This window comes from Murinocardiopsis flavida, from assembly GCF_003014485.1.
Lineage (GTDB): Bacteria > Actinomycetota > Actinomycetes > Streptosporangiales > Streptosporangiaceae > Murinocardiopsis > Murinocardiopsis flavida.
Map to the genome: position 1 here is coordinate 60,469 of NZ_PYGA01000003.1, position 13,854 is coordinate 74,322.

Below are 13,854 nucleotides of genomic sequence, written 5' to 3' on the forward strand. Positions count from 1 at the left end.
CCTCGGAGACCACACGGTCCGCCAGGAATGCACCCCGCTGCGCGTGGACCCCGGGGGAGGGTGCTGCCCATGCGTCGTCCGCGATCATGCGCGCTGGGCGCGGTTCCGCTCATGGTGCTCGCCGGGTGCACGGCGGGCCCGGCCGAGCCCACCCACGTCGCCTCCACCAAGAGCATGCGCATCCCCGAGGTCGTGTTCACCGCCGCGCCCCGCACCATCGAGGGGATCGACCTCTGCGACCTCATAGCCCCCGACCAGGCGCGCGCCCTGGGCCTGTCGGACCAGGGCACGCCGATCGAGAGCGAGGCCGGCGACACCGACGTCGCCAACGAGTGCCTGTGGGGGTCCGCGTCGGCGGCCGACAACGGCCGCGTCGCCCTGCGCGTGCACCGCAGGCTGACCTTCCGCACCCTGCTGATGCAGCACAACGCCGACGAATCCGAGGTCACCTGGCGCAAGGGCCACCCCGTGTTCAACGCGACGGGCGACTCCTTCCTCGACTGCGAGGTCTACGTCGGCGTGGCGCCCACCCAGGCGTTCCGGATCGAGGCGCGGGTCGGCGCCGGGTCCGGGTCCGACGCGTGCGACCTCGCCGCCGCAGTGGCCGACACCGTGCTCACCCGGCTGCCCGTCGCCTAGGGGCGGGGGCGGTTGGGGGCGGTGGCCGCAAGCGGCCAATGATCGTCCCGCGGGCGCGGTCGGCCGCGCCCGGACCCGCGGCAGCGGGTGAGCGGGGGCACCCGGACACGCGGAGGGCCGCGCTCCCCCTCGAAGCGCGGCCCTCTCACTCCCTGATCGCTTAGGCGACGAGCGACGCCGTGCCGCCGGTCCCGGCGCCGGAGTCGTCGTCGAACATCCATTCCTCATGGGCCGCGCGCGTGAGTTCGCGGCGCAGCGCCATCTCCAGTGCGGCGTCGTCGGGTGCGTCCTGGGCGAGCCGTTCCAGGACGGCCACGATCTCCGACGCCGTGAGTGCGCCGAGCGGCTTCGACCTCCACCACTGGGTCATGTCCGGTCTCCCCTCCCGTGCCGCGCCGGGCGCGGCGTGATTCCCCCACTCTGCTCCGACGCGCGGGACCCGTCCGGGGCTCCCGACTTCGCGGAGTGGGCGGGGCCCGCCCCCTCCTCGGGCCCCGCCTCACCTGGGACACGGGCGCGGCGCCGTTCCATGACGCGGTCTCGGCGGAAAAACTCGGGCGGATTACGCGGCGGCCGCGCCCCGGGGCGCCCGACCGCTCCGGGCAGGCCGGGAGGCACCGCCGGACGCCGTCCCGGCCCGGCGGTGCCGGGCCGGTGAACCGGCAAAGAGGATGTCGCCGCACGGCTTCCCCGGTACCCTGCACAACGTGATCGACCTGCGTGCTCTCCGAGACGACCCTGACCGACTCCGCGCTTCGCAGCGGGCCCGCGGCGAGGACGACGCCGTCGCCGACCGCCTGCTCGACCTCGACTCCCGGCACCGCTCCGCGCTGACCCGGTTCGAGTCGCTGCGCGCCGAGCAGAAGAGCGCCGGCAGGTCCGTCTCCTCGGCGTCCCCCGAGGAGCGCGAGCCCCTGCTCGCCGCGGCGAAGACCCTGTCGTCCCAGGTCAAGGAGGCCGAGGCCGAGGCCGACCGGCTCGCCGCCGACCTCTCCGGCGTCCTCGCCGAGGTGCCCAACATCATCGAGGAGGGCGCACCCGCAGGGGGCGTCGACGACTTCACCGTCCTCGACAAGGCCGGCGCGCCGCGCGAACTCGGATTCACCCCGCGCGACCACCTCGAACTCGGCGAACTGCTCGGCGCCATCGACATGGACCGCGGCGCCAAGGTCTCCGGTGCCCGCTTCTACTTCCTCACCGGCGTGGGCGCGATGCTGGAACTGGGCCTGCTGAACATGGCCATGCAGCGGGCCGCGGCCAACGGCTTCACCCCGATGATCCCGCCCGTTCTGGTCAAACCCGAGACCATGGGCGGTACCGGTTTCCTCGGCGAGCACGCCCCGGAGGTCTACCACCTGCCGGCCGACGACCTGTACCTGGTGGGCACCTCCGAGGTGCCCCTCGCGGGCTACCACGCGAACGAGATCCTGGCCGCCGACGCGCTCCCGCACCGCTACATCGGCTGGTCGCCGTGCTTCCGCCGCGAAGCGGGGTCCTACGGCAAGGACACCCGCGGCATCATCCGGGTCCACCAGTTCAACAAGGCCGAGATGTTCGTCTACACCACGGCGGAGCGGGCCCACGAGGAGCACCTGCGGCTGCTCGGCTGGCAGCGGGAGATGCTCGACCTGCTGGAGCTGCCCTACCGCGTCATCGACACCGCGGCGGGCGACCTCGGCACGAGCGCGGCCCGCAAGTACGACTGCGAGGCGTGGGTGCCCACCCAGGGCGCCTACCGCGAGCTGACGTCCACCTCGAACTGCACCGACTTCCAGGCGCGGCGGCTGAACATCCGCTACCGCGACCCCGAGGGCAAACCGCGGTTCGCCACCACCCTGAACGGCACGCTCGCCACCACCCGGTGGATCGTCGCCATCCTGGAGAACCACCAGCAGGCCGACGGTTCCGTGGTGCTCCCCGAGGCGCTGCGGCCCTTCGTCGGCCGCGAGGTCCTGGAGCCGGTCGGCGCGAAGGGCTGAACGGCGGCGCGGCGCCCCGGCGGCGGAGGTCGGCCGCCGGGGCGCCGCGCGTGCCGCTACAGGTAGGGGCCCGACCCCGGGCGGGGCCGCTGCGGCTGCTCGCCGCCCTGCATGTCGGGCACTCCCGACGGCAGCGCCTTGCGCATGTTCTCCAGCTGCGCCCGCGCCGCCATCTGCTGCGCGAACAGGGTGGTCTGGATCCCGTGGAACAGCCCTTCGAGCCAGCCCACCAACTGGGCCTGGGCGATGCGCAGCTCCGACTCGCTCGGGGTGGCGTCCTCGGCGAACGGCAGCGACAGCCGTTCGAGCTCGGCGATCAGCTCCGGCGCGAGCCCGTCCTCCAGCTCCTTCACCGAGCTGGAGTGGATCTCCTTGAGCCGGGCGCGGCTGGCCTCGTCGAGCGGGGCGGCCTTCACCTCTTCGAGCAGCTGGCGGATCATGCTGCCGATGCGCATGACCTTCGCCGGGTGCTCGACCATGTCGGTGATGGGGCGCTCGTCGGGCTCCTGGTCGGCGCCGTCGCCGTCCTGGCCTGCCTGCCCGGTCGAGCCCGGCCCGACGATGAGGAGCTGCGGCTGTTCGTCTTCGTTGAATCCGTTGCTCATGGGTTCTCTCACCTAGGCGGACATAATGTGCTGAACGGCGGGCCCGGCGGCACGCCGTACGAGCGCGCTCAGCGGGTCAGCACGATCTTGCCGATGTGCGCGCTCGATTCCATGACGCGATGCGCCTCGCTCGCGTCGGCGAGCGGCACCGTACGGTCCACGATAGGCCGGACCGTCCCCCGCGCGATCAGCGGCCAAACGTGTTCGCGGACCCCGGCGACGATCGCGGCCTTCTCCTCGACGGGGCGCGAACGGAGGGTGGTCGCGTGCACACTCAGCCGTTTGACCAGCATCCGACCGAGGTCGAGTGCTGCGGAGCGCCCGCCCATGAGCCCGATCACCACCAGCCGGCCGCCGGTCGCCAGCGAGCGGACGTTGCCCTCCAGGTAGGAGCCGCCCATGATGTCGAGGACGACGTCGACCCCCTTGCCGCCGGTGAGCTCCTTCGCGCGGGCGGCGAAGTCCTCGGTGCGGTAGTCGATGCCCGCGTCGGCGCCGAGCTCGGCGCAGCGCCGCAGCTTCTCCGGGCCGCCCGCGGTCGTGAGCACGCGGGCGCCGTTCGCGTGCGCGAGCTGGATCGCGAAGGTGCCGATGCCGCTGCCGCCGCCGTGCACCAGCAGGGTCTCGCCGGAGCGCAGGCCGGCCGTCATGAACACGTTGGACCACACGGTGCAGGCGACCTCGGGCAGCGCCGCGGCGTCGGCCATGGCCATGCCGTCGGGCACGGGGAGGAGCTGCCCTACGGGGACCGCGACCTGCTCGGCGTACCCGCCGCCGGTGAGCAGCGCGCAGACCTCGTCGCCCACCGACCACCCGGAGTCCTCGGTTCCCGGCCCCAATTCGGCGATGCGCCCGGCGCACTCCAGGCCGGGATACTCCGAGGCGCCCTTGGGCGGTGGGTAGTTCCCCTGGCGCTGGCTGACATCGGCCCTGTTCACGGCCGAGGCCGCGACGTCGATGCGGACTTCGCCGGGTGCGGGGCGCGGGTCGGGGACGCGGTCCCAGGACAGGACGTCGGGGCCGCCGGGCTCTTTGATCACGATCGCGTGCATGGGTCCGACCGTACTCACCCGGGGCCCGGGAGGGCAGGCATCCGGCGAGGCGGTAAGCGCTGTTCCGAACGTTGCCGAACCATGTGCTATGTCCGTATTCCCCGTGGTGGTTTCGCCGTGGTTGACTCAGGTGAGATAACTCGCGAGCCTGGGCCCTGTCCAGTGGGCGTATTCGGGGAGCGGCGGGCGTTGTACGCCCGTGCGGCGCCGGATCCGGCCATCCGGCACGGCCTAGGGCGGCCACCCTGCGCGCTTGGTCGCCCACTAGCCTGGTTAGCACCTTGCGACGCAGGTCCGACCCCTTTTCAGCGCGTTGAGGAGTACCGCGGTGGCACAGAGAGACCATGACGGCTCGGAGTACCCGGGGGCCGTGCCTTCGGACGACGAGCGCGATGCCTCCGCGAACGGCGCCGACGGATACCCGGACGGCGCCGGTTACGCCGCATCGCCCGCCGACCAGTGGTTCGGCGACGAATTCGCGTTCGTTCCGCCGCCGCCGCCCTATGCCCAGATGGGCGAGGGGCCCCAGGCGCCGGGCCCTCCGGGCGGCCACCCGCCCCCGGCCCCGTACGGGGCCTACCCCGATCCGGCCGCCCCGCCGTACCCCGGTTCTGCCGACGAACCGCCGCGCGAAGGCAGGGGGCTCGCCCCCGAGCAGGCCCCCGACCCGGTCGAGCAGCACGGGCCGGGCGACCTGTACGCGCCGGGCCAGCCGGAACCCCAGTACGCCCCCGGTCCCGCCGAGCCGCAGTACGGGCCGGGGCCGGGTGAGCCGCAGTACGGGCCCGCCCCCGCGGAGCCGCAGTACGAGCAGTACGCGCCTGCTCCTGCGGAACAGCAGTACGAGCAGCAGTACGCCCCCGCTCCCGCCGAGCAGCAGTACGCCCCCGCTCCCGCCGAGCAGCAGTACGCCCCCGCTCCCGCCGAGCAGCAGTACGGGCCCGCTCCCGCTGAGCCCCAGTACGAGCAGTACGCGCCTGCTCCCGCGGAACAGCAGTACGAGCAGCAGTACGCCCCCGCCGAGCAGCACTACGGCGCCCCCGCGGCGCAGCAGTGGGGTCAGCCCGATGTCCGCGACGTGCCCGAGTCCGCGCCCACGGGGCATGGCCCGTGGGCGCAGCCGGAGCATCCCGCGTGGCACGCGCAGGGCGAGGACGAGATCGAGCCGACCGCGCTGCTGAACCCGCCCCCCGACGCTCCCCCCGCCGCACCCGGTCCCCCGGCCTGGTCCGGGGGCGAGCCGGTGAACGGCGCCGCGCCGGAGCGGCCGGTGTGGCACGAGGCCGTCGAGCCGGCGGCGCCCGCCGTCGACCGCGGCGACGAACCGCCCGAGCCCGAGCCCCTGCCGCCGCTCGACACGGTCGACGACCCCTGGCGCGGCGACGCTCCTCCGGCCGCGCACCGCGACCCCTACCCCGGTCCCGGTGCGTTCGGCGACGCCCCGCCCGACATCCGCCACCAGCAGCAGTCCGCCGTGCCGCCGCCCGAGTACGTCGTGCCCGAGCGCCCCGCCGCACCCCCTGTGCCCGACAGCCCGCCCGCGGCCGGTCCCGCCGACCACGGCCCCGCCCCCGAGTACGCGCCGCCGCCCCACCAGGGCCGGCAGATCGGCCCGTACTCCGTGCCGCCGAGCCCGCAGGCCCCGCAGCAGCCCTACCCGGGGCAGCACGGGCCGGGGCAGCAGGGCCCCGACCACCAGGGGCAGTCCGGCCCGCAGGGCGGCCAATGGCAGGGAGGGCCGCAGCAGGGCCAGGCACCGCAGGGGTACCAGCAGCACGGTCCGCCCCCCGGAGCGCGGCAGCCGTACCCGCAGCAGCCGCTCAGCGGCCCGCAGCAGCCGTACTCCCAGTACCCCCAGCAGGGGGCGGCGCCGCAGTCCCTCGTGCCCGGGTTCGCGCAGAGCGGCCCGCAGCCGCCGTTCAACCCCGCCGACCCCCAGCGCCCCAACTGGCCGGAGAACGTCGACTCCCTGAAGCCCGAGAGCCTCGTCCGCACCCGCAAGCCGGCGCCGTCCAAGGGCTGGCGCAAGGTCGTGCACACCGCGACCTTCGGCGTGGTGCACCCGGGCGAGTCGCAGGCCGAGCTCCGCCGCCGCGAGCTGGTGTCGCGGGCCCGCACCCATGTGGCGGGCGGGCACCACCGGGTGGCGGTGCTCTCGCTGAAGGGCGGCGTGGGCAAGACCACGACGACGGTGGCGCTGGGGTCGACCCTGTCCTCCCTGCGCGGCGACCGCGTACTGGCCGTCGACGCCAACCCCGACCGCGGCACGCTCTCGGACAAGGTGCGGTTGGAGACCGCCGCCACGATCCGCGACCTGCTCAACGAGAAGGACACCATCCGGCGCTACGCCGACATCCGCGGGTTCACCTCCCAGGCCATCAGCCGGCTGGAGATCCTGGCGTCCGACCGCGACCCCGCGGTGTCGGAGGCGTTCAGCGAGGACGACTACCGCGAGGTGTCGCGGCTGCTGGAGCACTACTACTCCATCTGCCTCACCGACTGCGGCACCGGGCTGCTGCACTCGGCGATGCGCGGCGTGCTGGGGTTGGCCGACCAGACCGTGCTGGTGTCGACCGCGTCGGTCGACGGTGCGCGCAGCGCATCGGCCACGCTCGACTGGTTGGAGGCGCACGAGTTCGGCTACCTGGTGCGCGGCGCCGTCGTGGTGCTGTCGATGGTGCGTGCCGACGGCAAGTCCAGCATCGACCTCGGCCGCCTGGAGGAGCACTTCGCCAGCCGCTGCCGGGCCGTCGTCCGCATCCCCTGGGACACCCACCTGGAGGAGGGTGCCGAGGTCACGCTGGAGAACCTGCACGCCAACACGCGCGACGCCTACTTGCAGTTGGCGGCGACCGTCGGCGAGGCGTTCGCCTGGCCGCGGTGACCGCGGGGCCGCGCCCGGCGCGGGCGGAGCGGAGCCGTGCGGCTCGGCGCCGACCGCGCCGGGTGGGTTAGGATCGGGCGGCGGGGCACCGCGCGTGCCCCCGCGAGGAGGGTTCGCATAGCGGCCGAGTGCGGCGCTCTTGAAAAGCGCAAGGCCGGTGACCCCGGTCTCGTGGGTTCAAATCCCACACCCTCCGCTTCGGTGCCGGGCCCCGGATCCCCATCCGGGGCCCGGCGCATGTGCGGGGCGCATCACGCGGGCGGTCCGGTGGCGCCGCCGGGTGCCGCCGCGCCCGGTCCGGGGCCGTCGCCGACCTCGATCTCCATTTGCAGCAGTGCGGAGCTCAGCGACTTCCCGTGCGTGTCGAGGTGCAGCGAGGACGTGACCGTGTCGTCGGCGTCGCGGGGGCAGACGAAGATGAGGGCGTGCACGCCGTCCATCCGGTGCCGCACGACCGGCCCGACCACCCGGTCGGCCAGGTGGGCCGCCACGGCCTCGGCGGTCGCCAGGGCGCACAGCACCAGGTACCAGTCGGGGTCGTAGGGGATAAGGGACAGCGTGTTGAGGTTGCCCTTGTCGCCGGCGCGCGAGTGCGCCACATCGTGGAGTCGGACCTTCACTGCGCTCCTCCTGTCGCTCCGACGACCTCGACCCGCGTCTCGACGGCCTCGCGCGGGATCCCCGCCGACAGCACGCCGATCACCTCGCCGACGGAGGTCCGCAACCCACCGCCGCCCGCTGGGCCGGCGGTGTAGAGGGCGCTGACCTCCTCCGCGACCGCTTCGGCCGCGGCGCGGTCCGGCGCGGTCCCGGCGACCCGCAGGCGGCACTCGTAGGGTTCGACCCCTTCCGACAGCGTCGCGCCGTGCAGGGAGTCCACCCCGATGACGTCGATGCGCAGCCGGGGCACGACGCCCTCCAGCCGCGCGCCGACGATCTCCGCGGCGAGCCGGGCCCGGTCCGCGGCGCCTCGGCCCGCGTAGCCGAGCTCCGCCTCGCCGCGGAACCCGGCGCGGTGGCCGACGCTGACCTTGAGCTCGGCGGGCCGCTCCGCTCCCTTGGCGCCCGAGACGCCGACCCGGTCGGCGCCGAGCTCAGCGATCCGCACCGCGGTCATGTCCGCGCTGACATCGGGGGTGAGGTAGGCGCGGGGGTCGATGACCTCGTAGGTGAGTTGCTCCACAACGGTGCGCCGGTCGACCAGCCCGCCGGTGCCGGGCAGCTTGGTGATGACGGCCGATCCGTCGGGGGCCACCTCCGCAATGGGGTAACCCAGGTCGGCGAGTCCGGGCACCGGTTTGACGCCGGGGTCGGCGAAGTAGCCGCCGGTCACCTGCCCGGCGCATTCCAGCAGGTGGCCGACTACCGTGCCGCGGGCGAGGAGGTCCAGGTCCGCCGGATCCCAGTCGTAGGCGTGCATCATCGGCCCGAGGAACAGGGACGGGTCGGCGAGCCGCCCGGTGACCACCATCTGGGCGCCCGTACCGAGTGCGGGCAGGAGGGCGTCGACCCCTATGTAGGCGTTCGCCGACACCAGCTCGCCGTGCGCCTCCAAGGGCCGGCCGTCCTCCCACGCCGCGGCGTCGGGGTCCAGGCGGTCCAGCACGTCGTCGCCCAGCACGACCGCGACCCGCATCGGGGCGCCGGCCGCCGCCGCGATGTCCGCCGCCATGCGGCCGGCCGCCATCGGGTCGGCCGCGCCGGCGTTGGTGATGAGCCGGGTGCCGGTACGGCTCATGGGGCCCACGAGGGCCGTGAGGCGTTTGGCGAGCATCGGGTCGAACCCGGCCCCGGGGTCGCGGAGCCGGCGCAGGTGCGCCAGCGCAACGGTGCGCTCGCCGAGGCATTCCAGCGCGATCGCGTCCAGTCCGCCGCGCTCGACCAGGTCGGCGGCCGGCTGGACGCGGTCGGCGGCGAAACCCGCCCCGCAGCCGATGCGGAACCGGGTGGCTGTCATTGGTGGTCCTCTCCGTTGCTGTCGTCCCGCGGGGCCTGTCGGTCCGCCGCGCCTGTCACCCGGCCCAGAGTGGGATGACACCGGTCAGTACCGCTGTCGCGAGCATGACCAGGCCGACCAGCCACGCCCACGGCAGCAGGAACCGGATGTGCGCGCCGATCGGTACCCCGGAAAGGCCGGTGAGCAGGAAGAACGACCCAGTCAACGGGCTGATGGGGAAGCCGACCGTCTCCTGGCCGACCACCGACGCCTGCGTGAGGACCAGGGGATCGATACCGAACCCGGCTCCGAGCGCGTTGATGACCGGCAGCACGGCGAAGTAGTAGGCGTCGGGTCCGAACAGCAGGCTCATGGGGACGCCGAGCACGCCGACGAGCAACGGGAGCACAGGGCCCAACGCGTCGGGGACCGAGCCGGTGAGGGCGCCGGCCATCCCGTCGATCATGCCGCTCTCCTCCATGACCCCGAGGAAGACGCCGGCGGCGAGCAGTGTGCTCGCCATGAGCATCGCGCCTTGGGCGTGGGCGTTGATGCGCTCGGTCTGGGCGCGCATCCCCGGGTAGTTGACGATGAGGGCGACGACCAGGGCGATCATGAACACCAGTTCGGGCGGGAGCACCCCGGAGACGAGGACGCCCACCACCGCCAGCGTCAGCACGGCGTTGAACCAGAACAGCCGTGGGCGCGCGAGCTCCGCTGCGGTGCCGGCGTCGGTGCCGTGCTGAGCCGGTCCGGCGGCGGACTCCGGGGCGTCCCGGTCCTCCGCCGGACCGGTGCGCAGCCGCTGCTGCTCTCGGCGGCCCAGCCAATAGGCGATCGCGAAGCAGGCGATGATCCCGGTGATCTGGGCGGGGATCAGCGGCACCCAGATCTCGTTCGCGTCGACCTTGATGGTGGCCGCTGCGCGCGCGGTCGGCCCGCCCCACGGGACGACGTTCATGACGCCGGCCCCCAGGCCGGTGACTGCGGCGAGGACCAGCCTGCGCATCCCCAGCGCGTCGTAGAGCGGGATCATCGCCGGGATCGTGATGAGGAACGTCGTCGCCCCCGCGCCGTCGAGATGCATGAGGAGGGCGAGGACGAGCGTCGCGACGGTGATGGTGACGGGATCACGGCCGGCGAAGCGCAGGACCCGGCGCACAATCGGGTCGAACAGGCCGCTGTCGCGCATGACGCCGAAGTACAGGATCGCGAAGACGAACATCGCGGCGGTCCCCGCGACCCCGTTGAGGCCGGCCGTCACGAACTCCGTGGTCTCCTCGGGGGAGAACCCGGCGACGGCGGCCGCGGCGAGCGGGACACCGATCAGCGGGACGACGGCGGTCACGCGGTTCGACAGGAGGAGGGCCAAGAGGACGGCGATCGCGGTGAAGCCCAGCACGGTCAGCATGGGTCGGGTGCTCCCTGATGGAGTCCTGCGTTACGGGGGTCTGTGGCGGGGGTCACGGTGCCTGCCATCGTGCAGCAGGCCGCTGTTGCACGTCCAACATCGGATTCGCAAGGATCTATGCTCATACGTCATGGATCTTTCGGTGCGCCAACTGGTGGTCTTCGCGGCCGTCGCCCGCGCGGGCAGTTTCACCGATGCCGCCAGGGAGCTGCGGATCTCCCAGTCCGCGCTGAGCCGGACGGTGCAGGAGATGGAGCGGACGCTGCGGGTGCGGCTGTTCGAGCGGACGACGCGCACCGTCCGGCGTACACCCGAAGGCGACGAGCTCCTGGCCGTCGCCGAGCGGGTGGTCGGCGTGCACCGGGCCGAGATGGGCCGGTTGGGGCGCTACCTCGAAGGGGAGACCGGGACGGTCACGATCGCGACGGTGCCCTCCGTTGCGGCCGTGCTGCTGCCGCCGGTCATCTCCGGGTTCCGGGCGCGGCGGCCCGACATCAGGGTCCGGGTGCTCGACAGCATGTCCGACATCGCGCTCGACCGGGTCGCGGCAGGGACGGCCGACTTCGCGATCACCCTCGCCGACCGGCTGCCCGCTGGGCTGTACCGGCGGCCGCTGGTCCGCGACGCGTTCTTCGCCGCGCTGCCGCGCGGCCACCCGCTGGCGGAGCGCACCTCGCTGCGCTGGCGCGATCTCGGCGGCGAACCGTTCATCGCGATCGGCGCCGACTCCAGTGTCCGCAAGCTCACCGACCGCGCGATGGCGAGCGCGGGCGTGCAGGCGGCCGGGACGATCGAGGTCGGCAACGTCTCCACGGTGGGCGGCCTGGTCGCGGCGGGCCTCGGGGTCTCGGCGCTGCCGGCGCTGGTCCGCGTGCTCATGAGCTTCGCCGATATCGCGCACCGCCCGCTGACCGGACCGGTGGCGGCACGCGAGATCGGGGTGGTGCTGCCCGCGGGGGCCGGTCCGGCCCCGGCGGCGCGGCGCTTCCTCGACCTACTGGAGTCGCTGCCCGGGACCGGGCACCCGTTGCCGGCCGACGTCGCGTGGGCCGGCGGCCCCGACTGAGCGGGCGCCGCGCCGCCGCCGGGCCTGGGGGCGCCTGCTGGATGGCGCGCCCCGGCTCGCCTAGATTGCCCAGATGACCAACTGGGACCTCGGGCGGCTGCGCGTGCTGCGCACGCTCGCCGATCGGGGCACCGTGCGGGCGGCGGCCGAAGCGCTGCGGATGACCCCGTCGGCGGTGTCCCAGCAGCTCGCGACCTTGTCCAGGGAGCTGGGCACCCCGATGCTCGAGGCGCACGGCCGCCGGGTCCGGCTCACCAGCGCGGGCGAGGCCGTCCTGCGGCACGCCGACCTGATCTTCGCGCAGGTCGAGCGGGCGGGCGCGGAGCTCGAAGGCTATGTCCGCGGTGTCGCCGGGCGGGTGCGCGTCGGTGCGTTCGCCACGGCCATCCCGAGCCTGGTGGTGCCGCTGTCGGCGCGGTTGCGGCACACGCATCCCGACCTGGAACTGCGGGTCCGCGAGGCGGAGGCCGCCGAGGTGTACGAGCTGCTGGCGCTCGGCGAGGTGGATCTCGCGCTGTCGCTGGCGGCCGAGGTGCCCGCTGCCCGCGACGCCAAGTTCGCCCATGTCCCGCTGATGGCCGATCCGCTGGACGTCGCCCTGCCGGCGGCCCACCGGTGGGCCGAGGGGCCCCCGCCGCGGCTCGCCGACCTCGCCGCCGAGCCGTGGATCTTCGGCGCGGGCGGGCCGTGGCGCGACATCACCCTCGCCGTGTGCGCGTCGGCGGGGTTCGTCCCGGAGAACGTGCATGTCGCCGCCGATTGGACGGCGATACTGGCCCTGGTCGGCGCGGGGATGGGGATCGCGCTGGTGCCGAGGCTGGCCGCGCGCCGGGACGACCCCGCGGTGGCCGTGCGGGTCCTCGCCGCCGAGACCCCCCGCCGGCACGTCGTCGCGGCGGTCCGCGCGGGCGCGGAGGAGCGTCCCCCACTGGCGCTGCTGCTGGCGGAGCTGCGCCGCGAAGCCGCCGAATCGCCATCCGTTCAGTAGTACTGAACAGTCTGATCGAAAACTCTCGCTAGACCTGGAAGGTCATGGGGTGTTTAGGTCGATGTGCGGTGATCCGGCCGCATACCCGACTGCGAAGGCCCCCCATGACCGTTTCCCCCGCCCCTGTTCCGTCAGCCACCGACCCGCACGCCAACGACGCCGCACCCTTCGGCGGCGGCGACCCCTATGCCGACTACCGGGGCGGCGCGTTCCCCTTCACCGCGCTCGCCGACCTGGCCGACCGCCGCCTCGGCGCCGGGGTGATCGCCGCCAACGACGAGTTCTTCGCCGAGCGCGAGAACCTGCTGCGCCCCGGCCCCGCGCGCTTCGACCCCGAGGCGTTCGGCCACAAGGGCAAGATCATGGACGGCTGGGAGACCCGCCGCCGGCGCGGTTCCGGCGGCGCCGACCCCGGCCCCGCGGCGGGCGACCACGACTGGGCGCTGATCCGGCTGGGCGCCCCCGGTGTCGTCAAGGGGATCGTGGTCGACACGGCGCACTTCCGCGGCAACTACCCGCAGCAGGTCAGCGTCGAGGGCGCGCACGTCGAGGGCGCGCCGTCGCCCGAGGAGCTGCACGCGCCCGGAGTCGAGTGGACCGAGATCGTGCCGCGGAGCCCGGTGCTGGGGCACGCGGCCAACGGCTTCGCCGTCACCGCCGAGCGGCGGTTCACCCACCTGCGCCTCAACCAGTTCCCGGACGGCGGGATCGCCCGGCTGCGGGTCCACGGCGAGGTGCTGCCCTCGCCCGCGTGGCTCGGCGCGCTGGGCACCTTCGACCTCGCCGCGCTGCTCAACGGCGGGGCGGTCGAGGACGCCTCCGACCGCTTCTACTCGGCGCCGGAGAACATCATCCTGCCCGGCACCTCGGCGAAGATGGACGACGGCTGGGAGAACCGGCGGCGCCGCGACCGCGGACACGACTGGGTGCTCCTGCGGCTGGCGGGGCACGGGCAGATCCGCGCGGTGGAGATCGACACCGCCTACCTCAAGGGGAACTCCGCGGGGTGGATCGAGGTGCACGCGTGCGACGCCACGGTCGCCGACCCGGCGCTGCCGGAGTCGTGGTCCGCGCTCATCGGGCGCACCCGCATGCGCCCCGACACGGTGCACCGGTTCCTCCTCGACAAGACCGGGCCGGCGACGCACGTGCGCGTCGACGTCTTCCCCGACGGCGGGATCGCGCGGCTGCGGGTCCACGGCTCCCTCACCGACGCCGGTACGCGGGCCCTGGCCCGGCGCTGGGCGGACCGCACCGGCGACGGCGGCCGCCCGTGAGCGCGGGCCCGGCCGCC

Annotated in this window: 12 protein-coding genes and 1 tRNA gene; 7 read left to right on the plus strand and 6 right to left on the minus strand. The window is 74.0% G+C overall.

Annotation, left to right across the window (positions count from 1 at the left end):
• The first annotated feature begins 69 nt into the window (after window positions 1-69).
• The gene (locus CLV63_RS05350; RefSeq protein WP_170134155.1) at window positions 70-639 is read left to right on the plus strand and encodes a DUF3558 family protein; all 570 of its coding nucleotides are present in this window, start codon (window positions 70-72) and stop codon (window positions 637-639) included.
• Between the two features lie 160 nt (window positions 640-799).
• On the opposite strand, the gene CLV63_RS05355 is transcribed toward CLV63_RS05350, so the two are convergent.
• Window positions 800-1,009 (minus strand): hypothetical protein, encoded by a 210-nt coding sequence (locus CLV63_RS05355; RefSeq protein WP_106581777.1) that lies wholly within the window; start codon window positions 1,007-1,009, stop codon window positions 800-802.
• Window positions 1,010-1,346: 337 nt separating this feature from the next.
• On the opposite strand from CLV63_RS05355, the gene serS reads away from it, so the two are divergent.
• Window positions 1,347-2,618, plus strand: coding sequence for a serine--tRNA ligase (gene serS / locus CLV63_RS05360; protein ID WP_106582073.1), 1,272 nt, complete (start codon window positions 1,347-1,349; stop codon window positions 2,616-2,618).
• A gap of 56 nt (window positions 2,619-2,674) precedes the next feature.
• Here serS and CLV63_RS05365 read toward each other — a convergent pair whose 3' ends face one another.
• Window positions 2,675-3,223, minus strand: coding sequence for a bacterial proteasome activator family protein (locus CLV63_RS05365; protein WP_106581778.1), 549 nt, complete (start codon window positions 3,221-3,223; stop codon window positions 2,675-2,677).
• 68 nt (window positions 3,224-3,291) lie between these two features.
• Window positions 3,292-4,275 carry an NAD(P)H-quinone oxidoreductase gene (locus tag CLV63_RS05370; RefSeq protein ID WP_106581779.1) on the minus strand — a complete coding sequence of 328 codons (984 nt, stop codon included), beginning with the start codon at window positions 4,273-4,275 and terminating at the stop codon, window positions 3,292-3,294.
• 328 nt (window positions 4,276-4,603) lie between these two features.
• On the opposite strand from CLV63_RS05370, the gene CLV63_RS35115 reads away from it, so the two are divergent.
• Together CLV63_RS35115 and CLV63_RS05380 are read left to right on the plus strand one after the other, a co-directional pair.
• Complete coding sequence (locus CLV63_RS35115; protein WP_342751357.1) at window positions 4,604-7,159, plus strand: MinD/ParA family ATP-binding protein; 2,556 nt, start codon at window positions 4,604-4,606, stop codon at window positions 7,157-7,159.
• A gap of 106 nt (window positions 7,160-7,265) precedes the next feature.
• Window positions 7,266-7,355, plus strand: a tRNA-Ser gene (locus tag CLV63_RS05380).
• A 55-nt stretch (window positions 7,356-7,410) separates the two neighbouring features.
• Here the strand turns inward: CLV63_RS05380 and CLV63_RS05385 are convergent.
• Genes CLV63_RS05385 through CLV63_RS05395 form a run of 3 tightly spaced genes read right to left on the minus strand, consistent with a single transcriptional unit; the run spans window position 7,411 to window position 10,506 of the window.
• Window positions 7,411-7,779, minus strand: a complete 369-nt coding sequence (locus CLV63_RS05385; protein WP_106581780.1) for an AtuA-related protein — start codon at window positions 7,777-7,779, stop codon at window positions 7,411-7,413.
• Window positions 7,776-9,116, minus strand: a complete 1,341-nt coding sequence (locus CLV63_RS05390) for an acyclic terpene utilization AtuA family protein (RefSeq protein WP_106581781.1) — start codon at window positions 9,114-9,116, stop codon at window positions 7,776-7,778. The genes CLV63_RS05385 and CLV63_RS05390 overlap by 4 nt, the downstream gene beginning before the upstream one ends.
• Window positions 9,117-9,171: 55 nt before the next feature.
• Complete coding sequence (locus CLV63_RS05395) at window positions 9,172-10,506, minus strand: CitMHS family transporter (protein WP_106581782.1); 1,335 nt, start codon at window positions 10,504-10,506, stop codon at window positions 9,172-9,174.
• 130 nt (window positions 10,507-10,636) lie between these two features.
• On the opposite strand from CLV63_RS05395, the gene CLV63_RS05400 reads away from it, so the two are divergent.
• The 3 genes from CLV63_RS05400 (at window position 10,637) to alc (ending at window position 13,837) form a co-directional block, all read left to right on the plus strand.
• Complete coding sequence (locus CLV63_RS05400) at window positions 10,637-11,572, plus strand: LysR family transcriptional regulator (protein WP_106581783.1); 936 nt, start codon at window positions 10,637-10,639, stop codon at window positions 11,570-11,572.
• Window positions 11,573-11,645: 73 nt separating this feature from the next.
• Complete coding sequence (locus tag CLV63_RS05405; RefSeq protein ID WP_106581784.1) at window positions 11,646-12,560, plus strand: LysR family transcriptional regulator; 915 nt, start codon at window positions 11,646-11,648, stop codon at window positions 12,558-12,560.
• Window positions 12,561-12,664: 104 nt separating this feature from the next.
• Window positions 12,665-13,837 carry an allantoicase gene (gene alc / locus CLV63_RS05410; RefSeq protein WP_106581785.1) on the plus strand — a complete coding sequence of 391 codons (1,173 nt, stop codon included), beginning with the start codon at window positions 12,665-12,667 and terminating at the stop codon, window positions 13,835-13,837.
• Window positions 13,838-13,854: the final 17 nt, after the last annotated feature.